Source organism: Ruegeria pomeroyi DSS-3 (assembly GCF_000011965.2).
GTDB lineage: Bacteria > Pseudomonadota > Alphaproteobacteria > Rhodobacterales > Rhodobacteraceae > Ruegeria_B > Ruegeria_B pomeroyi.
Window position 1 is genome coordinate 1,944,182 of sequence record NC_003911.12, and the last position, 24,653, is coordinate 1,968,834.

At 65.2% G+C, this 24,653-nt stretch carries 23 protein-coding genes; 12 read left to right on the forward strand and 11 right to left on the reverse strand.

All coding sequences use genetic code 11. From position 1 onward, the window contains the following. Positions 1-7: 7 nt before the first annotated feature. Positions 8-1,309, reverse strand: coding sequence for a glutamine synthetase family protein (locus SPO_RS09285; protein ID WP_011047558.1), 1,302 nt, complete (start codon positions 1,307-1,309; stop codon positions 8-10). A gap of 1 nt (position 1,310) precedes the next feature. Continuing rightward, positions 1,311-2,153 carry a MurR/RpiR family transcriptional regulator gene (locus SPO_RS09290; protein ID WP_011047559.1) on the reverse strand — a complete coding sequence of 281 codons (843 nt, stop codon included), beginning with the start codon at positions 2,151-2,153 and terminating at the stop codon, positions 1,311-1,313. An 82-nt stretch (positions 2,154-2,235) separates the two neighbouring features. Between SPO_RS09290 and SPO_RS09295 the strand changes: the two genes are divergently transcribed. From SPO_RS09295 to SPO_RS09330, 8 genes are all read left to right on the forward strand, one after another. Next, complete coding sequence (locus SPO_RS09295) at positions 2,236-3,006, forward strand: N-formylglutamate amidohydrolase (RefSeq protein ID WP_044028205.1); 771 nt, start codon at positions 2,236-2,238, stop codon at positions 3,004-3,006. After that, positions 3,003-3,644 (forward strand): isochorismatase family cysteine hydrolase, encoded by a 642-nt coding sequence (locus tag SPO_RS09300; protein ID WP_011047561.1) that lies wholly within the window; start codon positions 3,003-3,005, stop codon positions 3,642-3,644. The genes SPO_RS09295 and SPO_RS09300 overlap by 4 nt, the downstream gene beginning before the upstream one ends. Next, entirely contained in the window at positions 3,637-4,362 is a 726-nt protein-coding gene (locus tag SPO_RS09305) for an ABC transporter ATP-binding protein (RefSeq protein WP_011047562.1), read from the forward strand. Before SPO_RS09300 ends, SPO_RS09305 begins: the two co-directional genes overlap by 8 nt. A 31-nt stretch (positions 4,363-4,393) precedes the next feature. Further along, positions 4,394-5,548 (forward strand): ABC transporter substrate-binding protein, encoded by a 1,155-nt coding sequence (locus SPO_RS09310; protein WP_011047563.1) that lies wholly within the window; start codon positions 4,394-4,396, stop codon positions 5,546-5,548. A gap of 61 nt (positions 5,549-5,609) precedes the next feature. After that, positions 5,610-6,308 (forward strand): ABC transporter ATP-binding protein, encoded by a 699-nt coding sequence (locus SPO_RS09315; RefSeq protein ID WP_011047564.1) that lies wholly within the window; start codon positions 5,610-5,612, stop codon positions 6,306-6,308. 1 nt (position 6,309) lies between these two features. After that, entirely contained in the window at positions 6,310-7,206 is an 897-nt protein-coding gene (locus tag SPO_RS09320) for a branched-chain amino acid ABC transporter permease (protein WP_011047565.1), read from the forward strand. Beyond that, positions 7,203-8,222 carry a branched-chain amino acid ABC transporter permease gene (locus SPO_RS09325; RefSeq protein WP_011047566.1) on the forward strand — a complete coding sequence of 340 codons (1,020 nt, stop codon included), beginning with the start codon at positions 7,203-7,205 and terminating at the stop codon, positions 8,220-8,222. Before SPO_RS09320 ends, SPO_RS09325 begins: the two co-directional genes overlap by 4 nt. 9 nt (positions 8,223-8,231) lie before the next feature. Then, positions 8,232-9,170 carry an acetamidase/formamidase family protein gene (locus SPO_RS09330; protein ID WP_011047567.1) on the forward strand — a complete coding sequence of 313 codons (939 nt, stop codon included), beginning with the start codon at positions 8,232-8,234 and terminating at the stop codon, positions 9,168-9,170. 35 nt (positions 9,171-9,205) lie between these two features. On the opposite strand, the gene SPO_RS09335 is transcribed toward SPO_RS09330, so the two are convergent. Genes SPO_RS09335 through SPO_RS09360 form a run of 6 tightly spaced genes read right to left on the reverse strand, consistent with a single transcriptional unit; the run spans position 9,206 to position 15,212 of the window. Next, a complete protein-coding gene (locus SPO_RS09335) occupies positions 9,206-10,207 on the reverse strand; it encodes an ABC transporter ATP-binding protein (RefSeq protein WP_011047568.1) in 1,002 nt (333 codons plus the stop codon). Between the two features lies 1 nt (position 10,208). Next, complete coding sequence (locus SPO_RS09340; RefSeq protein WP_011047569.1) at positions 10,209-11,237, reverse strand: Gfo/Idh/MocA family protein; 1,029 nt, start codon at positions 11,235-11,237, stop codon at positions 10,209-10,211. Beyond that, a complete protein-coding gene (locus tag SPO_RS09345; RefSeq protein WP_011047570.1) occupies positions 11,234-12,073 on the reverse strand; it encodes a carbohydrate ABC transporter permease in 840 nt (279 codons plus the stop codon). The genes SPO_RS09340 and SPO_RS09345 overlap by 4 nt, the downstream gene beginning before the upstream one ends. Before the next feature lie 12 nt (positions 12,074-12,085). Next, positions 12,086-13,000, reverse strand: coding sequence for a carbohydrate ABC transporter permease (locus SPO_RS09350; protein ID WP_011047571.1), 915 nt, complete (start codon positions 12,998-13,000; stop codon positions 12,086-12,088). Positions 13,001-13,056: 56 nt separating this feature from the next. Further along, entirely contained in the window at positions 13,057-14,307 is a 1,251-nt protein-coding gene (locus SPO_RS09355; RefSeq protein ID WP_011047572.1) for an ABC transporter substrate-binding protein, read from the reverse strand. Then, positions 14,304-15,212 (reverse strand): N-acetylmuramic acid 6-phosphate etherase, encoded by a 909-nt coding sequence (locus SPO_RS09360; protein ID WP_011047573.1) that lies wholly within the window; start codon positions 15,210-15,212, stop codon positions 14,304-14,306. Before SPO_RS09360 ends, SPO_RS09355 begins: the two co-directional genes overlap by 4 nt. 159 nt (positions 15,213-15,371) lie before the next feature. Here SPO_RS09360 and SPO_RS09365 point away from each other — a divergent pair, with 159 nt between their 5' ends. From SPO_RS09365 to nagA, 4 genes are read left to right on the forward strand one after another with little or no spacing between them, the layout of a single operon-like run. Beyond that, positions 15,372-16,262, forward strand: a complete 891-nt coding sequence (locus SPO_RS09365; protein ID WP_011047574.1) for a BadF/BadG/BcrA/BcrD ATPase family protein — start codon at positions 15,372-15,374, stop codon at positions 16,260-16,262. Continuing rightward, complete coding sequence (locus SPO_RS09370; protein WP_011047575.1) at positions 16,259-17,035, forward strand: GntR family transcriptional regulator; 777 nt, start codon at positions 16,259-16,261, stop codon at positions 17,033-17,035. Before SPO_RS09365 ends, SPO_RS09370 begins: the two co-directional genes overlap by 4 nt. A gap of 8 nt (positions 17,036-17,043) precedes the next feature. Next, complete coding sequence (locus tag SPO_RS09375) at positions 17,044-18,075, forward strand: SIS domain-containing protein (protein WP_011047576.1); 1,032 nt, start codon at positions 17,044-17,046, stop codon at positions 18,073-18,075. Further along, positions 18,072-19,217, forward strand: a complete 1,146-nt coding sequence (gene nagA, locus SPO_RS09380) for an N-acetylglucosamine-6-phosphate deacetylase (protein ID WP_011047577.1) — start codon at positions 18,072-18,074, stop codon at positions 19,215-19,217. The genes SPO_RS09375 and nagA overlap by 4 nt, the downstream gene beginning before the upstream one ends. Positions 19,218-19,391: 174 nt before the next feature. Here nagA and SPO_RS09385 read toward each other — a convergent pair whose 3' ends face one another. From SPO_RS09385 to SPO_RS09395, 3 genes are all read right to left on the reverse strand, one after another. Beyond that, the gene (locus SPO_RS09385; protein ID WP_011047578.1) at positions 19,392-21,494 is read right to left on the reverse strand and encodes a molybdopterin oxidoreductase family protein; all 2,103 of its coding nucleotides are present in this window, start codon (positions 21,492-21,494) and stop codon (positions 19,392-19,394) included. 72 nt (positions 21,495-21,566) lie between these two features. Continuing rightward, on the reverse strand, positions 21,567-22,727 hold the full coding sequence (locus tag SPO_RS09390) for an ABC transporter substrate-binding protein (RefSeq protein ID WP_011047579.1): 1,161 nt from the start codon (positions 22,725-22,727) through the stop codon (positions 21,567-21,569). A gap of 29 nt (positions 22,728-22,756) precedes the next feature. Next, on the reverse strand, positions 22,757-24,643 hold the full coding sequence (locus tag SPO_RS09395; protein WP_011047580.1) for an AMP-dependent synthetase/ligase: 1,887 nt from the start codon (positions 24,641-24,643) through the stop codon (positions 22,757-22,759). Positions 24,644-24,653 lie beyond the last annotated feature (10 nt).

Below are 24,653 nucleotides of genomic sequence, written 5' to 3' on the forward strand. Positions count from 1 at the left end.
GGTCCGGCTAGTAGCTCGCCTCGTAGGCGGCGCAGCGCCCCGAGGTGTCCAGTTCGGCCACATGGGCGATTTCGGCCTGCTTGTGGGCCAGATAGACCGGCACCAGCGGTTCCGGAAACCAGCCCGCCACGGTGGCATTGGCGCCCAGCCGCTCCAGCGCCTCTTCCAGCGTCTGTGGCAGGCGGACCAGGCCGCGCGCAGCCAGCGCCTCGGGCGGCAGCAGCGACAGATCCTCTTCGGTCGGTTCCGGGGCCGACAGCCCTTCCTCGATGCCCTGGCAGCCGGCATGCACGATCGCGGCCAGTGCCAGATGCGGGCAGGCGGCGGCATCGGCGGCGCGGTATTCGATATTGTACTGCCGCGCCACCGAGGCCGGATCGCGCGTTGTCACCGGGCAGATCCGCAGCGCCGCCTCGCGGTCGCGAAAGCCAAGGTTGTTATAGGCCGCCGACCAGCGATGTGGGGTCAGCCGCAGATAAGAGACCACCGAGGGCGCGGTCAGCGCCAGGATGCTGTCGAGGTATTTCAGCACCCCGGCGGCAAAGCTGGCGGTCAGGGCGGACATGCCGCAGGTGCCATCGGCGTCATAGGTGGCCGGGCTGTCATCGGCGCGCAGAAAGCTCATGTGGATATGCACCCCGTTGCCGACGCTGGCGGGGTCGCGGATCGGGGTAAAGGTCGCCTCTTGCCCCAGATGCCGCGCGCTTGACCGGGTGATCTCGCGCAGGATCACCGCCGCATCGGCGGCGCGCAGCCCGATTTCGGGTCCGATCACCACCTCATACTGGTTGGGCCCGTATTCCTTCATGATGCTGTCGGGCGACAGGCCCACCTGCGCCAGCCGCGCCATCAGCGTCTCGCACAGCGCGCGCTGCGCCTCGAACCCGCCCCGGCCATAGGCCTCGCCCACCGGGCCCGGGCCACCGCAGATCTGAAACTCGTGCTCGAAGGCCGCCAGCAGCCGGGTTCCGCTCAACGCCTCCAGCCGGTCCAGCGCCCCGCGCAGCAGGGCGCGGGTGCACAGGTCCCAGGGGCTGCCGTCCAGCTCGACGATATCGCCCAGCATGAAATGTTCGGTGACTTCGCCAAAGCTCAGTTCGACCTCGGCATCCTCATCGGGGATCAGCAGCAGATCGCCCAGCGCGCCATAGCGGCTGTTGCCGATGGTGTCGAAACAGGTGATCAGCGCGTTGGTGGGGGTCCAGCCGACGCCGCGCACCAGCCGCTTGTCGCGCTGCTCGGCGGGAAAGCCCTTGCCCCGTACCTTGCCCGCCAGATCGCAGGTTGCCGCAAATATCAACGGTGTCATCTCAGCTCTCCCGTGCATGTCCCCTGGCCGCGTCCCAGGCTTCGATCCGGGCGCGGGTCTGATCCCAATTGTCTTCTCCGACCCGGGTCGCCAGCGCCTCGGTCACCGCCAGCGCGGCCGAATAGCTGTCCCAGATCGTGCCCGTCTCGATCGGCACCGCCAGCACCTCTGAGGCATGGCGGGTGGCCGGCGACAGCCATTTGTCGGTCATCAGCACCACATGTGCCTTGCGGTCGCGCGCGGCCTGTTCGGCCAGCCGCGCCAGATTGGTCTGATAGCGGCGGAAATCGACCATGAAGAACACATCCCCGGGTCGCATCCTCAGCAGGTATTCGGGCCAGGTCTCGGGGTCGCGGGGCAGGTGGAACACGCCCTGACGCGCCTGGCGCAGGTGAAACGACAGATGCTGTGCGATGGTGTCGCTGATGCGCCCGCCCAGCGCATAGACCGCGCGCTTGGGATCGCCCAGAAGGGCGCAGATGCGCGAGAACTGCCCCTCGGTGATCGCATCGCGGGCCGATTGCAGCTGCGCCGCCGCGCGGGCGACGAATTCGTCCAGATAGCCGCCCTCGATCCGGGTGCCGCCATCATGCAGCTCGACCGGCGAGCGGTCGCCCTCTTTCAGTTCGGAAATCAGCCGGCGTTGCATCTCCTGATAGCCCGAGAGGCCGATCTTGGCCACGAACCGGGTGATCGAAGGGGCCGAAACCTCGGCCCGTTCGGCCAGTTCCTGGATCGAGATCAACCCGGCATAGGGATAATCCGACAGCAGCGCAGCAGCCAGCTTGCGCTCGGACTGGGTCAGGCTGTCGGCATGGGCCTCGATTGCGTGGCGAATGGTCATGGTCCCGATTATCATGAGAATAAATTTTCATTCAATGGCAATTTTCTTGACATTGAAAAAATACTTTCTCTACTCTGGCGGCATGCAAGCTGCTGCCGCGCCTCTTTTGCTGACAGATGCGGATCCCGCACCGGTTGATCTGGTGCAGGGCGACAGCACCGTGCCGCTGTTACTGGTCTGCGAACATGCCGGGCGGGCGGTGCCGCATGCGCTTGGTGATCTGGGGTTGGCGCCGGGGGTGCTCGACAGTCATCGCGGCTGGGATATCGGGGCCGAGGCGGTGGCGCGCGCGGTGGCGGCTGAGCTGGGCGCGCCGCTGATCCTGCAACGCTACAGCCGGCTGGTGATCGACGCCAACCGCCCGCCGTACAGCGTCGAGGCGATGCCCGAGGTCAGCGATGGCGCCGCCGTTCCGGGCAATCGCGGGTTGAGTGCGACCGCGCGCACCAGCCGCATCGCCGAAATCTTCGATCCGATGGATCGCCAGATCGCGCGCCTGCTGGACAACCCGCCGCGCCGGGCGGCCTTTTCCATCCATTCCTACACGCCCAACCTGTCGGGTCAGGTGCGCCCCTGGCATGCCGGTTTCCTGAGCCGTCGCAGCCATGCCACCGCCGAGACGCTGCGCGATCACATCGCCGACCGCCGCCCCGACCTGGTGCTGGCGATCAACGAGCCCTACCGGATCGAGGATGCCACCGACTGGTTCATCCCCGTCCATGCCGAGGCGCGCGGCCTGCCGCATTGCCTGATCGAGATTCGCAACGACCAGATCGACAGCGCCCCCGGCGCGGCCCTGTGGGCCGGGCTGCTGGCGGGTGCGATCGCCCATGTGATGGAGAGCCTGACATGACCCTGACCCGCGATCTGCCGCTAATCCCGGCGCAATCGGCGCTGCTGTTCATCGACGTTCAGAACTTCTCGGCCCATCGCAAGGGGGCAGAGTTCGACGGGCTGGACCCCGCCGAATTCGATGCCAAGTATGGCTGGTACTTCGACCAGCTCGACAGCCGCGTGATCCCCAACATGCAGGCGGTTCAGGCGGCCTGCCGCGCCGCCGGGGTCGAGGTGATGTATACCACCATCGAAAGCCTGACACTGGACGGGCGCGACCGCTCGCTGGATTACAAGATCACCGGGTTCAACGTGCCCAAGGGCTCGTGGGACGGCAAGGTGATCGACCAGATCGCGCCCGAGGGGGACGAGATCGTGCTGCCCAAGGGGTCGTCCTCGGTGTTTGTCTCGACCCATATCGACTATGTGCTGCGCAATCTCGGGGTGCGCCAGTTGGTGATCTCGGGGCTGATCACCGATCAATGCGTCGAAAGCGCCATCCGCGATGCCTGCGACCTGGGCTATCTGGTGACCCAGGTCAGCGATGCCTGCCTGACCTACAGCCAGGCCCGGCATGACAATTCGCTTTCGGCGATCAAGGGTTATTGCCGGCAGGTGACCACGCAAGAGCTGGTGGCGGAGCTGGCCCGTGCTTGAACTCAAGGGTCTCAGCAAGTCCTTTGGCGGCGTGCAGGCGGTGCGCGACGTGTCGATGCGGCTGGCGGCGGGGCAGGTGCATGGGCTGATCGGCCCCAATGGCGCGGGCAAGAGCACGCTGGTGAACCTGATCTCGGGGCTGCTCTCTCATTCGGCGGGGACATTGACGCTGGACGGGCGCTCACTTGACGGGATGAGCGCGGCCCGCCGGGCCGAATGCGGCATTGCGCGCACCTTTCAGAACCTGCGGGTGTTCCCGGCGCTGACGGTGGAGCAGAATATCGATGTCGCCCGCTATACCGCCGCGCGGGCCGGGCGCGGCGCCGATGCGCTGGTGGCCGAGGCGATGGTACAGTTCGATCTGGACAGCCGCCGCAACAGCCGCGCCGATGCGCTGGCCTATGGCCAGCTGCGCCGGCTGGAAATCGTGCGCGCGCTGGCACTGGCGCCGCGGGTGCTGATGCTGGACGAACCGGCCGCGGGCATGAACGAACAGGAGACCCAGGCACTGGGGCGCGCGCTGAACTGGGTGCGCGGCCAGACCGATTGCGCATTGCTGGTCATCGACCACGACCTGAAATTCATCATGTCGCTGTGCGAACGGATCACGGTGCTGAACATGGGCGCGGTAATCGCCGAGGGCACCCCGCGCGAGGTATCGGAAAACAGGCAGGTCATCGACGCATATCTGGGAGAAGGCAACGACCACGCCGCCTGAACGGGCGGCGGGCAACCAACAGGAGAATGACATGAGAAAGACCTCGATCGCGGCTCTGGCCTGCGTTGCACTGGCAAGCCCCGCGCTGGCGGCGGACACCATCAAGATCGGCCTCGGTGTGCCGATGACCGGCGATTACGCGCCCTATTCCGAATGGCAGGGTGCGCGCTGCATGGCGGACATGATCAACGCCAAGGGTGGCGTGAACGGCATGAAGATCGAAGTGCTGATCCAGGACAGTGGCGCCGATACGCAGACCGCGATCAGCCTGGCGCAGAAGTTCCTGGACGAGGGCGCGGTGATGCTGGGCACCATCCCGTTCTCGGACACGATGATCCCGGTGGCGCAGGTCGCCCAGGGCTATGGCGTGTCGATCTTTCAGCCACAATCGACCCAGGTCGAGATGCATGCGGGCATTGTCGACAACTTCTTCACCGGCGTCTCGCCCGACCCGTTCACCGCCACCGCGGCGGCCAATCACGCGCTGAGCCTTGGGGTCAAGAACGTGGTGCTGATGACCTCGGACGAGGGCGGCTCGTGGTCGGCGCGCACGCCGCTCTGGTTTGGTGACGTGGTCGAGGCCGGGGGCGGCAAGGTGTTGAGCAAGCTCAACTTCTCCTTCGGGACCTCGGACTGGTCGCCGCAGATCGCCGAGATGAAGGCCCTGGGCGAGCAGATCGACGCGGTCTATATCTCGTCGATCATGCCCGATATCGCGGTGCTGATCCGGCAGATGCGCAGCGCCGGGATCGAGGCCTATGTGGTCGGCTCGGACGGGTTTGACGACCCCTCGCTGGATGCCATCGGCACCGACGATCCGGCGATTCTGGACAAGGTGTTCTTTGCCACCCTGGCGCCCAGCCATGCCGACAGCGCGGTGGTCAGGTTCATCGCCGAGTGCAAGGAGATGGGGATCGACGTGCCGGGCCTGTTCCCTGCCACCGGCGCCGACACGGTCAAGGCGGTCGCCTGGGCGGTGGAACAATCGGGCAGTACCGATCCGGCAACCCTGGCCGAGACCCTTCGCAATGCCGACAGCATTCCGGTGATGTCGGTGGATGCGATCTCGTTCAAGGAGACCCGCACCTATGCCCAGCGCACCATTCCGGTGATCGGCTTCGAAGGCGGCAAGCGGGTGCTGATCTCGAACGAGATCCCCGCCAACACGCCCACGGACTGGAACTGAAGCTGAACTGAGGCTGGGCGGGGCCGCGCTGGCCCCGCCTGAACCAAATCTGGGGCGGCGGATGCTGAATGTCACGGACCTGCGGGTCTATCACGGACCGATCGAGGCGGTGCACGGGATCACCTTTCAGGTGAAGCCGGGGCAATGCGTCTCGCTGTTGGGGCCGAACGGGGCGGGCAAGACCTCGACCCTGTCGGCGATCACCGGGATTGCGCGGGCCACGGGCACCATTGCCTTTGACGGCACCGACATGGGCGGCCTGCCGGTCGAGGCGCGGATGCGGCGCGGGCTGGCGATCTCGCCCGAGGGGCGGCGCGTCTTTGCCAACCTGACGGTGAGCGAGAACCTGCGCCTGGGTGCCGCCATGCGGCCCGAGGGGCAGGCGGAACGGATCGCGCGCTGGTTCGACACCTTCCCGATCCTGGGCGAGCGGCGCGACCAGCAGGCCGGAACCCTGTCGGGGGGCGAACAGCAGATGCTGGCGATTGCCCGCGCGCTGATGTCCGAACCGCGTATCCTGCTGCTGGACGAGCCGAGCCTGGGCCTGGCGCCGCGCATCGTGGCGCAGATCTTCGCCATGATCGAAACGCTGCGCCAGCAGGGGATGACCATCCTGCTTGTCGAACAGAACGCGACCCAGGCGCTGAGGCTGTCGGATTACGCCTATCTGCTCAACAACGGGCGCATCGTGGCCGAGGGAACGGCCGGGACACTGGGCCAGAGCGACGCGCTGATGGCGGAACTGACGGGGATCGGCTGAGATGGATTATGTTGCGCAACAGGCGATGAACGCCCTCTCTTTCGGTGCCGAATACGCGCTGCTGGCACTGGGGCTGGCCATTGTGTTCTCGATCATGGGGTTGGTGAATTTCGCCCATGGCGAAATCATCGCGGTGGGCGGCTATACCATGGTGGCCATGGCCGCGCTGGCGCTGAGCAATCCGCTGATCGTGATCGGGGCGGCGGTACTGGCGGCGGTAGCCGGGTCCATGCTGCTGGAACGGGTGGCGTTCCGCCCGGTCCGCTATGCCGACCCGACCACGGGGCTGCTCACGGCCTTTGGTGTCTCGATCGTGTTGCAGAACCTGTTCCTGCTGCTGGTCTCGCCCCGACCGATCGCGGTGACCTCTCTCTATTTCCTCGACTGGCCCGTCGATCTGGGCGCGATCCGGGTCTCCTCGCTGCAACTGTTCGAGGCGCTGACCACGGCGGTGGTGATCGTGGCGCTGATGCTGTTCCTGCGCCGCACCGTGCTGGGACTGGCGATGCGGGCGGCGTCGCTGGATTTCGAGATGGTGCGGCTGAGCGGTATCCGCGCCAACCGGGTCTTTGCCATGGCGTTTGCCATCTCGGGCCTGCTGGCGGGGATCGCCTGCGTCTTCATCATGGCGCGCCGCGGTTCGGTCGATCCGCATCTGGGGTTCGATCCGGTGCTCAAGGCCTTTGTCGCCTGTGTGGTGGGCGGCTTTGGCAGCCTGCCTGGCGCGGTGCTGGGCGGCTTCCTGTTGGGGGCTGTCGAGGTGGCGATGCTGGTGATGCTGCCGCAATCGCTGGGGGGGATGACCGACGCATTCGTGTTCGGCATCATCGCGATGGTGCTGATCTGGCGGCCTGACGGCATCCTGTCGCCACCGGTCGAGAAGGGGGACAAGATATGACCCTGTCCCGGGCCCAGCGCCGCGGCATTGTCGGCGCCGCGCTGCTGGCGCTGATCCTGATCGCGATAGGTCTGGCTGCCACATGGTTCGGTTCGCGCTATCAGCTGCGGCTGGTCTATGGCGCCTATGTCAATTTGTTGGTGGTGCTGGCGCTACAGGTGTTCATGGGCAATGCGCGGGTCACCAATCTCAGCCATTCCGCCTTCATGGGGATCGGCGCCTATGCCGCCGCGATCTGCGTGACCCCGGAAAAGATTAAGGCGATCTCGCTGCCCGATGCGCCCTGGGGGCTGAACGCATTCGCGCTCGACCCTGTCAGTTCGGCCCTGATTGCGCTGGTGCTGACCGGGCTGGTGGCCTGGCTGGTGGGGGTGTTCATCGTGCGGCTGACCGGCATCGGCGCCACCATCGTGTCGCTGGCGGTGCTGGTCATCGTGCATGGGCTGTTCCTCTACCGCACCGATATCTTCAAGGGGAACCAGGCGTTTTTCGGCATCCCGCAGCTGTTCAACCTGACCTGGGTGGTGGGGCTGGCGGTGCTGGTGGTGTTCATCACGCGCGGCTTTCGCGAGAGCCGCTGGGGCGTCGCCCTGCGTGCCTCGGCAGATGACGAGGTGGGCGCGGCGGCCATGGGGGTGGATATCCACCGTCTGCGGCTGATGGCCTGGGTGCTGTCGGGGGTGCTGCTGGCGGTGGCGGGCATCGCCTATGCCTATTACCTGGGCACCATTTCGGCGCGGCCCTTCTATTTCAACCATGTGTTCCTGACGCTTGCCATGCTGATCCTGGGCGGCATGCGCACGGTGACGGGGGCGGTGCTGGGCACCTTTCTGATCTCGTTCGGGCTGGAATGGGTGCGCTGGCTGGAAACCGGGCCCGTGGTGCTGGGCATCGACCTGCCCGAGGCTTTGGGCCTGTCGGGCATCGTGCTGGGCGGGGTGATCGTGCTGACCATGGCGCTGCGCCCCGGCGGGCTGATGGGCGACCGCGAGATCGAGGACCTAATTTTGAAATAGGAGACGGCAATGGGCTGCAATCACACGATCCACAAGCACTCTCACCATTTCGGTTGGGACAACAGCATCGAGCCGGTGTTGCGGGTCACCTCCGGCCAGACGATCGAGATCGAGACCATAGACAGCTCGGGCGGGCAGCTGGGGCCGGGGTCTACCCTGGCCGATCTGGGTGCGCTGTCCTTTGACAAGGTGAACCCGGTGACCGGCCCCATTCATATCGACGGGGCCGAGCCGGGTGACGCGGTGGCGATCACCTTTCTCGACTTCAAGCCCTCGGGCTGGGGCTGGACCGCGAATATCCCCGGTTTCGGCCTGCTGAGCGACCAGTTCCCCGATCCGGCCCTGCATATCTGGAGCTATGACAAGGTGGCGATGCGCCCCGCGCTCTATGGTCCGGGCGGGCAGGTGCCGCTGAAACCCTTTGTGGGCACCATCGGGCTGGCGCTGGCCGAGGCGGGCAATCATTCGGTAGTGCCGCCGCGCAGGGTGGGCGGCAATCTGGACATTCGCGATAATGCGGTGGGCACCACGCTCTACCTGCCGGTCGAGGTGGCGGGCGGGTTGTTGTCGCTGGGCGACACCCATGCCGCGCAGGGCGATGGCGAGATCTGCGGCACGGCGATCGAAAGCCCGATGGATGTGGCGATCAAGATCGACCTGCTCAAGGGGGCCGACCTGGCCTTTCCCCGGTTCGAGACCGAGGGCCCGGTCAGCCGCCATTTCGATGTCGCGGGTTACAGGGCCACCACAGGGATCGGCCCCGACCTGATGCAGGCGGCGCGCGATGCGGTGTCGGGCATGATCGACTGGATTTCCGCGACCACGGGGATGAGCGCGCTGGATGCCTATATGCTCTGCTCGGTCTGCGGCGACCTGCGCATCAGCGAGATCGTGGACATGCCGAACTGGACCGTCAGTTTCTACTTTCCCAAGACCGCGCTGGGATAGGGCCGGGGGCGCGTGGCCCCCGCTGAGCGGCCTGCTCAGCCGGCAAGGCGCTTGCCCTCGGCGCTGAACAGCAGCGTGCGCGCCGGGTCATAGTCGATCTTGACCTCGGCGCCCGGGTCGATCTCGTATTGGCCAAAGACGCGAACGGTGAACCGGCTGTCCTGCCCCAGGTCGAGCATCACATTGGTGTCGCCACCCAGCTTTTCGATATGGATGACCTGCCCTGATAGCGGGCCGGTGTCGCCGATGCGGGCATGTTCGGGTCTGATGCCCAGCGTGGCGCCCACCGGCCCGCCCACCCGGTCGGCGGCCACGAAATTCATGGCCGGCGACCCGATGAACTCGGCGACAAAGCGGTTTGCGGGATTGTTGTAAAGCTCAAGCGGGCTGCCCACCTGTTCGACCCGGCCATCGCGCAGCACGACGATCTTGTCGGCCAGCGTCATCGCCTCGGTCTGGTCATGGGTGACATAGATCATCGAGGCGGTCAGTTGCCGGTGCAGATTGGCGATCTCGATCCGGGTGTTCATGCGCAGGGCGGCGTCCAGGTTCGACAGCGGTTCGTCGAACAGGAACAGCTTGGGCTTGCGCACGATGGCGCGGCCGATGGCGACACGCTGGCGCTGGCCGCCCGACAGCTCGGACGGGCGGCGCGCCAGATAGGCCTCCAGCGACAGCATCCGCGCAGCCTCGGCAATCCTGCGCTCGATCTCGTCCTTTGGATGGCCCGCCTGCTTCAGGCCCAGCGCCATGTTGCCGTACACGGTCAGGTGCGGATAGAGCGCATAGGACTGGAACACCATGGCAATGCCGCGCTTGGCCGGGGGCACGGCGTTGACCACCTGGCCCCCGATGTCGATGCTGCCCGAGGTCGCCTCCTCCAGCCCCGCGATCACCCGCAGCAGGGTGGACTTGCCACAGCCCGAGGGGCCGACAAAGACGACGAACTCGCTGTCATCGACGGTCAGGTCGATATTCTTGAGAACATCGACCGGGCCAAAGGATTTGCACACATTGCTCAGGGTCAGGGCGGTCATGTCAGTCCTCTCTCAAATCCACGGGGGCGCCGGTGCGGATGCTGTGATCGGCGGCCAGGCAGATGCGCAGCGATTGCACCGCATCGCTCATATGTCGGGTCAGGTCGATATCCTCGGCGATGGCGCGCAGCATATAGGCCTGTTCGGTATCGCACAGCTCTTGGTGGCCGGGTTCGCCCACCAGCTCGATCAGGGTGTCGTTGCCGGGGCGGTGCACCAGCAACCCGCCCACGCGGGTATGGCCGTCGACATCGTCCGAGGCGCCCTTGTTGCCGTCGGTGATCGACACTGCGCCATTGGGGCTGATGATATCCTTCACGAAAAAGGCGGTTTCCGACATCATCGGGCCCCAGCCCGCCTCGTACCAGCCGACCGAGCCATCGGCGAACACCACCTGGAACTGGCCGTAGTTGTACATGTCGGGCGCGATCTCGTCGCTGAGGCGCAGGCCGATGCCGTTGACCCGCACAGGGGCTGCATCGGTGATCTGGCACATCACGTCGACGTAATGCACGCCGCAATCGACGATCGGGCTGGTGGTCTGCATCAGCGCCTTGTGGGTCTCCCACGTGGGGCCGTCGGATTGCTGGTTCAGGTTCAGGCGGAACACATACGGCCCGCCCAGCGCGCGCGCCTCGGCGATCAGACGCTGCCAGCTGGGGTGGTGGCGCAGGATATAGCCCACCACCAGTTTGCGCCCGGTCCTGGTCGCGCAGTCCACCACGCGGCGCGCATCGGCCACGGTGGTGGCCAGCGGCTTTTCGACAAAGACATGCGCGCCCGCCTCCATCGCCGCGCAGGCGAAATCGGCGTGACTGTCGGAATAGGTGGCAATCACCGCCAGATCGGGCCGGGTTTCAGCCAGTGCCGCGTGGAAATCGGCAAACACCGGATAGGCCTGCAGATCTGGATGATCGGTCATGCCCGAACGGTTCACGAGGCCCACGATCCGCGCCTGTGGGTGGTGGTGATGGGCCAGCGCGTGGCTGAGGCCCATATTGCCAAGACCGGCGATCAGGACACGGGTCATTTCACCGCTCCGCTGGTGATGCCGCGGATCAATTGCCGCGAGAAGATGACATAAAGGACCATGACCGGCAGGATCGCCATGCTGAGCGCCGACAGAACCGCATTCCAGTCGGTGACGAACTGGCCGATGAAGACCTGGCTACCCAGCGTCAGGGTCTTGGTTTCCTCGGCCGGGGCCAGGATCAGCGGGAACCACAGATCGTTCCAGATCGGGATCATGTTGAACACCGCCACCGTCGCCATGGCAGGGCGTACCAACGGCAGCACCAGGCGAAAGAAGATGGTGTATTCGCTCAGCCCGTCGATCCGGCCCGCGTTCTTGAGATCGTCGCTGACCTGACGCATGAATTCGCTGAGGATGAACACGGCCAGCGGCAGGCCCTGGGCGGTATAGACCAGGATCAGCGCCCAGAGCGTGTTGACCAGCCCGCTGGCCACCATCAGTTCCAGAATGGCAACGGTGCCGATCCGGATCGGGATCATGATCCCAAGCGCCAGATAGAGGCCCATCAGCGTATTGCCCCGGAACCGGTATTCGCTGAGCGCAAAGGCCGCCATCGCCCCGAACAGCAGCACAAAGAACAGCGAGGCCACGGTCACGATCATCGAGTTCTGGAAATAGAGGAAGAAATCCCCCTGTTTCATCACCGTCTGATAGCCGATCATCGAGAAACTGTCGGCATCGGGCAGGGCCAGCGGCTCGCGAAAGATCGCCTTGCGGGTCTTGAAGCTGTTGATCAGGATCACAAAGACCGGGAACAGCGCGATGCAGGTATAGACGATCAGCGCCCCATGCATGGCAAGGGTATTGGCGGGGTTGCGGCGGGCCTTGTTCATCTCGCTCTCCCCTCAGAACTGATAGCGGCGGATCCGCGTCTGGATCGCAAAGAGGTAGACACAGACCCCCAGCAGGATGATCGCGAACATCGCGGTGGCAATCGCCGAGCCCATATGCGGATCGCCCAGTTGCAGCTGGAAGCCGAAGAAGGTGCGATACATGAAGGTGCCCAGGATATCGGTGGCGAAATTCGGCCCCGCCAGCGCGCCCTGTGCCGCATAGATCAGGTCGAAGGCGTTGAAATTGCCCACAAATGTCAGGATCGAGATGATCCCGATCGAGGGCAGGATCAGCGGCAGCTTGATCTTCCAGAAGGCGGCCATGCCGGTCAGCCCTTCGACCTCGGCGGCCTCGAGGATCTCTTCGGGGATCGACAACAGCGCGGCATAGATCAGCATCATCGGGATGCCCACGAACTGCCAGACCGAGATCAGCGCCAGCGTGGTCAGCGCGTATTCCTCCTTGCCCAGCCAGGGAGCGAACAGCGCTTTCAGCCCCACCGCGTCCAGCAGATCGGGGGCGATGCCCCAGATCGGGCTGAGGATCAGTTTCCAGGCAAAACCCACGATGACAAAGCTGAGGATGGTCGGAATGAAGATGGCCGAACGGTAAAAGGCGGCAAAACGCAGGCGCGGATGGCTGAGGATCGCGGCCAGCGCGATGCCGATCGGGTTCTGCACCAGCATATGGACGAAGAAGAACCAGAAATTGTTGCCCAGCGCGTTCCAGAATGCGCCCGACCAGTTCGGATCGCCAAACAGGCGGCGAAAGTTGTCGAGCCCGACAAACACCCGAACCTGATCGGCCTCGCTGTAAAGGGCGAGCCGCAAGGTATTGAAAAGAGGGAAGATCATGATCGCGGTATAGACCAGCACAGCAGGTGCCAGAAAGACCACGACATGCCATTTGATGCGACCTGCGCCCATGGTGTGCCTCGTCCGGCCAGGGCCGGCTCCGACAGGCGGAGCCGGCGGATTTCAGGTTACTTCTGCGGGTCGTACCAGCTGGCCAGACCGTCCTGCAGCCGCTTGCCCGCATCCTCGGGGCTTTCGGCGCCCTTGATCACCTGAACCGAGGCGTTCCAGGTCTCGTTCTCCAGGTTCGGCGTGCCGCGCGACAGGATCTGATAGGTCGAACGGATGGTCGAGCCGCATTCGCCGCGCCAGCTGACGAATTCCTGTGCCAGCGGGTCCTGCATGGGGACATCGAAACTCGACAGCGAGAAGAAGCCGGGCAGGGCGTTGGCATAGATATTGGCGAACTCTTCCGAGCCGACCCAGTTGAGGAAGGTCCGCGCGGCCTCGGCATTGGGCGAGGCGGCGTTCAGGCCGATGGCGATATCGGTATGGTCCGAGATATAGCATTTGTCGCCCGCGTTCTGCACTGGCGGCTTGAAGGCGCCCATCTCGAAATCGGCCTGCGCGTTGAAACCGGTGATCTCCCAGCTGCCGGCGGGATAGATTGCGGCCCGGCCCAGGGTGAACAGGTTCTGGCTGTCGGGATAGGTCTGCGCCTCGTACCCGTCGCCCAGATAGCTGCCCCATCTGGCCAGCGCGCGATAGGGCGCGACCCAGGCCTCGTCGGTCAGCTTCTGCGCACCGCTCAACAGCGCCAGGCGGCCTTCCTCGCCCTTCCAGTAGTTCGGGCCGATGTTGTTATACCCCATGGTGGCGGCTTCCCACTGGTCGTTGGTGCCCATCGCCATCGGGATATAGCTGCCGTCCTCCTTGATCTTCTCCAGCACGTCAAAGAACTCGGCTTCGGTCTCGGGCACGCTCAGCCCCAGCTCGGCAAAGGCGTCCTTGTTGTAGATGAAGCCATGGATGACCGAGGCCATCGGCACGCAGAAGGTGGCGGCGCCGTCATCGGTCTGCCAGGCGGATTTCGCCACGTCCGAGAAATTGGCCATGCCGTCCAGATCGCTCAGATCGGCCAGATGGCCGTTCTGATAAAGGCCCAGCGAGGTGTCGAAGGGGCGGCAGGTGATCAGGTCTCCGGCCGATCCCGCGTCAAGCTTGGCGTTCAGCACGGCGTTGTATTCCGCCGGGGCCGAGGGGGTGAATTTGACCTTGATGCCGGGGTTGCTGGCCTCGAAGGCGGGAATGATCTGATCCTGCCACAGGGTCAGGTCGTCGTTGCGCCAGCTTTCGATGGTCAGCGTGGTTTCCGCCCAGGCCGCGCCGCCAAGCGTGGTCGTGGCCAGAAGTATTGCGCTCAATGCTTTGGTTTTCATGTGTTTTCTCTCCCTTGGTCTGTATCTTTTTGCAGGTCTGCCAGTGCCGGGCGCAAATGGCCGCCGGTCTGGTTCAGCAGTTCGGTTGCCCGCGCCAGGCTGCCGGCGCCGGCGGCGATCAGCGCCGCTTCCTTGACCCGGCCATGGGCCATGTCGAGCGCGCGCCGGGCCGAAGCGCCGGGCACGATGCGGGTGACGATCGCCTGCGCGCGCTGGCGCAGCTTTTCGTTGTCGGCGATCAGGTTGACCATCATGCCGTCATGCACATGGCCAAGCCGGATCGCCATCAGCGTCGAGATCATGTTCAGCGCTGCCTTTTGCGCCGTGGCCGCGCCCAGCCGGGTCGAGCCGGCAATCACCTCGGGCGGGGTGGGCAGGTGGATGGCGCAATCGGCCAGCCCAAACAGCGGCACTTCGGCATTGTTGGCAATCGCCACGATCCGCGCGCCGCGCGCATGGGCGGTCCGCGTGAAGGAGGTCGGATAAGGCGTTGTTCCACTGGCAGAAAGCGCGATGACGACGTCCCCCGCGTTGACCTTGAGGGCGGCCTGTTCCCCCTCTTGCGCGTCATCTTCGGTATGGCCGGGCATGGCCGTGTTGGTGGGAACGCCTCCGGCCATGTGGATATGGATGCGCTCGGGCGCGATGCCGAACGTACCGGGCAGTTCCACCCCGTCCGCCAGCGCCATCAGACCCGAAGAGCCGGCGGCCGCATAATGGAGGCTGCCGCCGCTGCGCAGGCCATGCGCCACGATCTCGGCGGCGGCCTCGATCTGGGGCAGGCAGGCGTTGAGCGCGTCCAGGGCGGCCTGTTGGCCGTGCAGCAACAGAGCGAGAATCTCGGGGCCGGGGCGGGCATCCAGGCCCCGTGCCTCGTCTCTTACTCTCTCAGTTTGCGGCAGCATCTGATTCCCCTTTGGTTGAGATATCTAATACCTATTTAATACCTTTTGTCTACCACCTTCCGTAATTCTGGTTCTAACGGGTTGGATGTGGGCAGATTTTGATGATTTTCCTGCACAAAGGTCTTTATTGGTTTGCAAAGGTATTATAAAGGTATTGGCATGCGTGAGTCTCGTGTTCCATATCTGATTGCGGTCGATGGAGGGGGAACCTCCTGCCGGTTCGCCTTGCAGGCGGGCACCACCCGGCATGAGCTGCGCCTGGGCAGTGCCAATGTCTTTTCCAATCGCGCCGGGGCCTTGAGAACCTTGACCGAGGGGTTGACGCGGCTGGTTGCACAGGCCGGGCTGCCGCCCGATGCGCTGGCCGATATTCCGGTCTTTGCCGGTCTTGCGGGCGTGATCGACGAGGTTGCGGCGAAAGAGGTCGCCGCTGCCCTGCCGCTGCGCCGGGTCGAGGTGGCCGATGACCGTCTGCCCGCCGTGGTGGGGGCGCTTGGGGCGCGGACCGGGTGCCTGATCGGGGTCGGTACCGGCTCTTTCCTGGGGCGTCAGGATGCGCAGGGTATTCGCCTGATCGGCGGCCATGGCTGGTCGCTGGGCGATGAGGCCTCGGGTTGCTGGCTGGGCATGGCGCTGTTGCGTCGCTGTCTCTGGGCACAGGACGGGCTGGAACCGGAGACACCGCTGGTTGCGACCGTAGGTGGCAGGATCGGTGTGGGCTCCAGCGCCATTGTCCGCTTTTCGGCGCAGGCGAGCCCGTCGGATTACGCCGCGCTGGCGCCACTGGTGTTTCAGGCCGCGGATGCGGGCGACCCGTTGGGCCGGGCGCTGATGCAGGCGGGGGCGGATTATCTGGCGCGTGGGTTGCGGGCGCTCGGCTGGCAGCCGGGCGAGGCGATCTGTGCCCTGGGCGGCGTGGCCGGGCGCTATGCGTCGTTTTTGCCGGCAGAAATGACCGATGCCCTTGCAAAGCCTGAGGGATCGGCATTGGAGGGCGGGCTGGTTCTGGCCCGGCGCCTGGCCGAACGCAACGCAAGGGGAGTGGTATGAGCAGCGACGCCATCGAGACCATCGAGACCTATCTGCGCCCCGGCGCCTGGGTCGAGGACGCGGCGGGCCCGCTTTACGTGCGGCTGCGCAAGCGGATCGAACAGGGTATCGACAGCGGCCTGTTGGCCAAAAGCGCGCCTTTGCCCGCCGAGCGCGAAATCGCCAGCCTGACCGGCCTGTCGCGTGTCACCGTGCGCCGGGCAATGCAGGAACTGGTCGATCGCGGCATCATCGTTCAGCGCCAGGGATCGGGCAGTTTCGTCGCCGATGCCGCCCCCCGGGTCGAACAGTCGCTGTCGCATCTGACCTCGTTCACCGAGGATATGGAGCGGCGCGGCCTCAATGTCACCAGCGAATGGCTGACGCGCGGCGTGTTCATCCCCTCGCCTGAAGAGGTGATGGCGCTGGCGCTCAGCTCGGGCGAGCAGGTGGCGCGGGTCGCGCGCCTGCGCCGCGCCGAGGGGCGACCCATGGCGATCGAACGCGCCTCGCTGCCCACCGATATCCTGCCTGACCCGGAACTGGTGTCCTCGTCGCTTTATGCAGTGCTAGAACGCGACGGCAACCGCCCGGTGCGCGCGCTGCAGCGGATCTCGGCGGTCAATCTGGGTGCCGAGGATGCGGCCTTGCTAGGGGTCGAACCGGGCACCGCCGGGCTGCGCATCATCCGCACCTCGTACCTGCCGAACCGGCGGGTCATCGAATACACCCGCTCTCTTTACCGCGCGGACGCCTACGATTTCGTGGCCGAACTGCGCCTTGGCAACAGCTAGGACTGATCATGACCCAGCATATCACGCGCATGCGGCGCGAGATCGACGAAATCCCCGAGGCGGTGCAGCGCCTGCTGGATCACGGGGCGCAGGATGTGGCCCGAGTGGCCGCCGTGCTGCGTCTGCGCGACCCATCGTTCGTCGCCACGGTGGCGCGTGGATCGTCCGATCATGTCTGCACCTATCTGTCCTATGCCGCAGAGCTGTTGCTGGGCCTGCCGGTCGCCTCGCTCGGGCCTTCGGTGGCCTCGGTCTATGATGCGCGGCTCAGGCTTGACCGGGCGCTGTGTCTGGCGGTGTCGCAATCGGGAAAGAGCCCCGATATCGTCGCCATGACCCGCAATGCCGGGCGCGATGGGGCGCTGTGCGTGGCGCTGACCAACGATGCCGCCTCGCCCCTGGCCGGGGTCAGCGCCCATACGATCGACATCCATGCCGGGCCTGAGCTGAGCGTGGCGGCAACCAAGACCTTTGTCACCTCGGCGGTCGCCGGGCTGATGCTGCTGGCCGACTGGGCCGAGGATGACGGGCTGCGCGCCGCGCTTGGCAACCTGCCCGAGACGCTGGCGGCGGCCAGCCGGATCGATTGGCCCGAAATGCGTGTCGCCATCGGGGCGCGGCCTTCGCTCTTTACGCTGGGACGGGGCACCTCGCTGGCGGTGTCCAACGAGGCGGCGCTGAAGTTCAAGGAGACCTGTCAGCTGCATGCCGAGAGCTATTCCTCGGCCGAGGTGCTGCATGGGCCGGTCTCGATTGTCGAAGAGGGCTTTCCGGTGCTGGGCTTTGCCGCGGGGGATGCCGCCGAGGCGCCGCTGGCCGAGATTGCCGATCAGATCGCGGCCAAGGGCGCCACTGTTTTTGCCACCACGGGGCGCGTGACCCGCGCCCGCGTGCTGGAGCATGTGCGCAGCGGTCATGCGCTGACCGATCCGCTGAGCCTGATCGTGTCCTTCTATTCCATGGTCGAGGCCTTTGCCTCGGAACGCGGTATCGACCCGGACGCGCCGCGCCATCTCAACAAGGTGACGGAGACGGTATGACGCTTGCCCTGTCCGGTGCCCGCATCCTGACGCCTGAAGGCGCGGTCGAGGGGCATGCGCTGCTGATCGAGGCTGGTCGTATTCAGGGGATCGCGCCCCTGGGCGAGATCCCGGCCAAGGCCCGGCATCTGCGGTTGCAGGGGGGCTGGCTGGCACCCGGTTTTGTCGATCTGCAGGTGAATGGCGGCGGCGGGGTGATGCTGAACAACGCGCCCAGACTCGACAGCCTGCGCAAGATGTCGGAGGCCCATGCAAGGATCGGAGCGACCACCATCCTGCCAACGCTGATCACCGATGCGCCCGAGGTGGTGGCTGCGGCGATTTCGGCGGTCGAGGCAGCGATTTCCTCTGGCGTGCCGGGCATTGCGGGCCTGCATCTGGAGGGGCCGCATCTGGCGCCCTCTCGCAAGGGCGCCCATGATCCGGCGCTGATCCGCCCAATGGATGACGAGGATCTGGCCACACTGCTGGAAGCGGCGCGCCGCCTGCCGCTGCTCAAGGTCACGCTGGCCACTGAAAGTGCTACGCCCGAGCAGATCCGGGCGCTGAGTGGGGCCGGGGTGCTGGTCTCGCTGGGGCACACGGATGCCAGTTTCGCGGATTGCCGTGCTGCCGCCGAGGCCGGGGCGGCCTGTGTCACCCATCTGTTCAACGCGCAAAGCCAGATGGGTAATCGCGAGCCGGGCGTGGTCGGGGCGGCGCTGGCGCTGGGGACCTTGTCGGCGGGGATCATCGCCGATGGCATCCATGTGCACCCCGTCTCGCTGCGCAATGCGATCCGTGCCAAGACCGGGCCGGGTCGGGTGTTTCTGGTCAGCGATTCGATGGCGACCGCCGGATCCGATATCGCCGCCTTTACGCTCAACGGGCGCGAAATCCGGCGCAGCGGCGACCGGCTGACATTGGCTGACGGCACGCTGGCGGGGGCACATCTGGAACTGGCGCAGGCGCTGTGCAATGTGGTGGAGATGGCCGGGCTGGATGTGGGCGAGGCGGTGAGCATGGCCACGCGCTATCCCGCCGATCTGATCGGGCGGTCCGATCTGGGCCGGATCGCCATCGGTGCGCGGGCCGATCTGGTGCATCTGGACGAGGACCTGTGTCTGCGCCGGGTGTGGCGGGACGGTCTGGACCTCGAGTGAAGCTTTCCGACGAACGGGGCGCTCCCGCCCGTCGTTGATGTTTTCTTGCGAAAACACCGCCTCCCGTTGGGCCGGGCGCCGCGCGATGCGCGGCGCGGGGGCGCTGCCCCCGGGTAACAAAATTCGTCGAATTTTGTTACCGCCCCCGGAGTATCCTGGGCGACATGAAGCGCTTCAGGCCGGGTGCAGCGAGACGGGCAGGCCGTTGAAGGCGGCATTGCCGCTGAGCGGGTCGGTGCGGCTGTCATCGGTCAGGTCGTTGATCGACACCGTCTCGGTTCGGGTTGCGGCGGTGAGCCGGCCCTGTTTCTGACCCCAGCCCTGCGGCATCGACAGGACGCCCGGCGCCATCGCATCGGTGATCTCGACCGGAAGCGTTACCGTGCCGGCGGCGCTGGTGACCCGAGCCGGATCGCCCTCGCCAAGACCGAGGCGGGCGGCGTCGGCCGGGTTCACCTCGAGCGTGCAGCGGTTGCGGCCCTTGACCAGACGCGGGCTGTTCTGGGTCCAGCTGTTATGGCTGCGCGCCTGGCGCCGGCCGATCAGGGTAAAGGGTCGCGCGGGATCATGCCTGTCGCCGCTGGCCAGAAGGCGCGGCAGGTCGTCCAGAAACGCCTGCGGCGCCAGATCGAGCCGCCCATCAGGCGTTTCCAGCCGCTCCGCCAGGTTGGGCACAAGGGCCCCGAGATCAAGCGGACGGCCCGTCTGTTGCAGCCCCGCGAGCGAGACGCTCTCGCCATGGAACCCCTGCGCCAGCAGCACCGCCAGCACCTGATCAGGCGTTGGGCCGATCTGGTTGGCGCCGGTCAGTTTTGCGGTCAACCGGGCGATTACCTCCCATTCGGGCGGGTTGTCTTGCGGCGGTGCAAAGATCGGGGGCGCATACCCCACCGTGTTGCGCACCGCGAATGTGTGGAACACCATGTCATAGACCGTCTCTTCGAGCGCCACGGTGCCGGGCAGGATCAGGTCGGCGTGCCGGGTGGTGTCGTTCACATGAATGTCGAGCGACATCATGAAATCGAGCCCCTGAAGCGCGCGTTCAATGCGCCGCCCATTCGGCGCGGTCAGCACCGGATTGCCCGCCACGGTGACCAGCGCGCGGATCTGGCCGGGGCCTGGCGTCTCGATTTCTTCGGCAAGCACCGAGACCGGAAATTCACCATTATAAAGCGGCTGGTTCGACACCCGCGAGCGCCGCTCGGGATAGCTGCGTGCCTTGCCCCTGCGCGAGGTCATGCCGACATAGTCCACCGCTGGGGTGGTGAACATGGCGCCGCCCTCGCGGTCGAAATTGCCGGTCACGATGTTGAGCGCGTTGGTGGCCCATTGGCAGAGCGTGCCAAAACTTTGCGTCGAGGCACCCATGCGGGCGTAGCAGGCGGCGCGGGGGGCGGCGGCGAAATCGCGGGCCAGCTGGCGGATGCTGTGAGCGCCGATCCCGGTGGCCTGGGCGGCGCGCTCGGGCGTAAAGGGGGCGACAGCGGCGTTCAGCCGGTCCAGCCCGTCGATCAGTGGTTCCAAGTGGCGCAGACGGGCAGGGCCGTCCGACAGGATGACATACAGCATCGCCATCAGCAGCCAGGCGTCGCTCTCGGGGCGGATGAAGTGATGCTCGCCCGCGCGTTCGGCGGTCTCGGTCCGGCGCGGATCGATCACCACCACCCGGCCGCCGCGCGCCTTGATCGCGTCGATGCGGCGGCCATAGCCCGGCGCCGTCATCATCGAGCCGTTCGAAACCACCGGATTGCCACCGATGATCAGCAGGAAATCGGTGCGGTCGATATCGGGGATCGGCATCAGCATCGGGTGGCCCAGCATGTGGATCGAGGCCACGTGATGGGGGATCTGATCGGCCGTGGCCGAGCTGTAACGATTGCTGGTGCCGATGGCCTTGACCAATGCCGGCAGGTTCAGAAGGTTGGCGAATTTATGCGCGTTGGGATTGCCCAGATAGACCCCCACCGCGTCGCGGTCATGGGCGGCCTGCACGGCGCGGATGCGCTCGGCGGCATGGTCAAACGCCGCCTCCCAGCTGATTTCCTCGAAATCGGTGCCGCGTTTCAGCAAGGGTCTGGTCACCCGGTCGGGGTCGGTGCGGAAATCCTGCAAGGCGACCGCCTTGGGGCAGATATGGCCGCGCGACAGCGGATCGTCGGGATCGGGGCGGATCGACAGCACGTCCTGGCCGTCATGGGTGATGATCAGGCCGCACATGGCCTCGCATATGTTGCAGCTGCGGTGCTGGATATGGGGCTGGGCGCTGGGGGCTGACATGGGCATCACCGATCTGGGGGCTGGACGGAAAACGGGCGCCCGAAACCTTCGGACGCCCGCGATTTTCAGGTCTTATTCCTCGTGGACCTTGGCCCAGCCGCCATTCTCGACCTTGAGAACATAGACCGAGTCCGCGCCCTGGTGATCGTCGGGACCATAGTTGATGTGGTTGCCGACCAGATCATCCTGATAATCGAGCGATTCCATCGCGGCGATGAAGCTTTCATGGGTCAGGTCGCGACCTGCGGCCTCGAGCGCCATGACCATCTGCTGGGCAGCTGCATAGCCGAGCATGGCAAAGCCCTGCGGGTCTTCACCGGTTGCGGCCTTGTACTCCTCGATGAAGGCCTTGGGGGCGGGTTCGTCAGCGCGCGCCCACAGGTCCTGCCAGCTGGCTGCCGCATAGAACCCTTCGGTCACGCCACCGGGAACCTGAGCCACCACGGTCAGGAAGCTGGCCGAGGTGCCCATGAATTGCATGTCGGTCAGGCCCATCTTCTTGGCGGTGCCGACGATGGTGATCGCCTGGCGCACACCCAGCGCGATGGTCACGATCTCGCAGCCCGATTCCTTGAGCTTGCTCAGCGAGCCCACGAAATCGGTCTCGTCCGGCTTGTGGGTGGTTTCGGCGACAAACGCGGCGCCTGCTTCTTCGGCGCCGGCCTTGGTGCCTTCGAGGATCTCCTTGCCGAAATCGGTGGGCAGATACATCGAGCAGACATTCTTGGCACCATATTCGGCCACCAGGTATTTCACACCGACGACGCTCTGGTCAAAATAGCTCGAGAACGAGGTGAACTTGTTCTGCATCGGATCCTGGATCATCTGACGCGCCGCCGACAACGGGGCGATGTTCGGTATGCCCAACGGATCGATCAGCTTGAACCCGGCCAGGTTCATCGGCGTGCCCAGGTTCTGCATCATCGCGAATACCTTGTCGCGGTTCAGCAGCTTGTTGAAGCCCTGCATCGCGCGCGGCATCTGATAGCCGTGATCCTCGACCACATAGCGGATCTTACGCCCATGCACGCCACCTGCTGCGTTGACCTTGTCGAAATAGACATTGGCGCCCTTGGTGGCGGGCACACCGACCGCGGCGAAGATGCCGCTGAGGTCGTTGACCGCGCCGATGACAACCTCGTCATCGGTCACACCCTGGGTTTCGGCGCTGGCCAGACCTGCTGCCGCGGTCAGCGCAGTGGCCGCCAGCAGACCCTTGATCATGTTCTTCATGTTATTCCTCCCTTTGGATGGCCCTGTTGTTATTTGTACATATCTTCGATGAGATGTGCGTGTTTCTTTTCGACGAAACTGCGTTTCAGTTTCATCGTCGCGGTCAACTCGTCGTCTTCGGCGGTCAGCAACACGTCGATCAGGCGGAAATCCTTGATCTGCTCGACCCGCGCGAATTCCTTGTTCACCTGGGCCACCTCGGCCGCGATCAGCTCGCGCACCTCCTTGGCGGCACAGAGCGAGGCGAAGTTCGAAAACGGCACCTTGCGGTCCTGCGCGAATTTCTCGACGTTTTCCTGATCGATCATGATCAGGCAGGTCAGGAACTTGCGCTTGTCGCCGACGATCACCGCGTCCGAGATGTAATGGCTGAACTTCAGACGGCTTTCGATCTCGGCCGGGGTGATGTTCTTGCCCCCGGCGGTGATGATGATGTCCTTGAGCCGCCCGGTGATGGTGACATAGCCATCATCGTCCATCCGCCCGATATCGCCGGTACGCAGCCAGCCGTCGTCGGTAAAGCTTTCGGCGGTCTTTTCGTTGTTGCGCCAGTAGCCCTTGAAGATGTTGAGCCCCCTGACCTGGATCTCGCCGCCCTCGGCGATGCGCACATCGATGCCGGGAACCACCCTGCCGATGGTGCCGATCCGGTTTTCCTCGGGCGTGTTGATAGTGGCGATCCCGGCGGTTTCGGTCATGCCGTAGCCTTCGACCAGCGGCACGCCGATGGCCCAGTACCATTTCAGCAGCTCGGGCGAGATCGGCGCCGCCCCGGTGCCGCCCCGGCGCATCTTGTCCATGCCCAGCATCCGGCGCAGATTGCGCAGAACCAGCCGGTCCCACAGCCAGAAATTGGCGGCCACACCGGCGGGAACCGGTTTGTTTTCAACCAGGTATTGCGCGCGCTTCATGCCCGCGCGCAGCGCCATGCCAAAGGCCGCGCGCCCGCTGGGCGTGGCCTCTTGCGCCAGGATCAACACTTGGGAATAGATCTTCTCCCACACCCGCGGCACCGCGGTAAAGGTGGCGGGCGAGACCTCTTGCAGGTTGGCGAACACCGTTTCCGGGCTTTCGGCGAAATTCACCGTGCATTTGGAGGCGAGCGGGAAATAGATCGACACGTCGCGTTCCAGGATATGGCAGAGCGGCAGAAAGCAGAGCTGCTCGTCGGTCTCCTCGGTCGGCAGGCGATGGGCGCCCGCCTCGATCCCGGCCATGATGTTCTCATGGGTCAGCATCGCGCCCTTGGGCATGCCGGTGGTGCCCGAGGTATAGATCAGCAGCGCCACATCCTCGGGCCGGATCTGGGCGATCTCGGCCTCGAACGCGCCCGGCTCTTCCTTTTCCGCCTCGCGACCGATCTCATAAAGCCTGTCGATCATCATGCAGCGGGGATGGTTCAGGTCATGCAACCCCTCGTCTTCAAGGATGATGACGTTGAGCAGGCCGGGAACCTCGCCCTCGATCTGCAGGTACTTGTCCAGCTGTTCCTCGTTCTCGGCGATCAGGAAGCGGCTGTCGCTGTCGTTGATCAGGTATTTCAGCTGGTTGGCCGAGTCGGTTGTATAGACCCCCGAGGCAATGCCGCCGACCGCCTGGATGCCCATGTCGAACCAGGCCCATTCCTTGCGGTCCTCGCTGAGGATCGAGACGACCTCGCCGCGTTTCAGCCCCAGCTTGCGCAGGGCCAGGCCGATCCATTTGGCATGCTGCCAGTAGTCGGCCCAGGAATAGGCTTTCCAGATGCCCAGGTCCTTTTCGCGATGCGCGGTGCGGGTGCCCAGCTCGGCGCAGCGTTTCTGGAACAGGGCCGAGATCGTGGTGGTGCCGTCCACCAGAACCGGGCGCTGGCCCGGCGTGGCGTTGAACGTGACCCCGTTGATCACGGTCTGGGCGGGCAGGGTGCGTGTATCCATCTTGTCCACC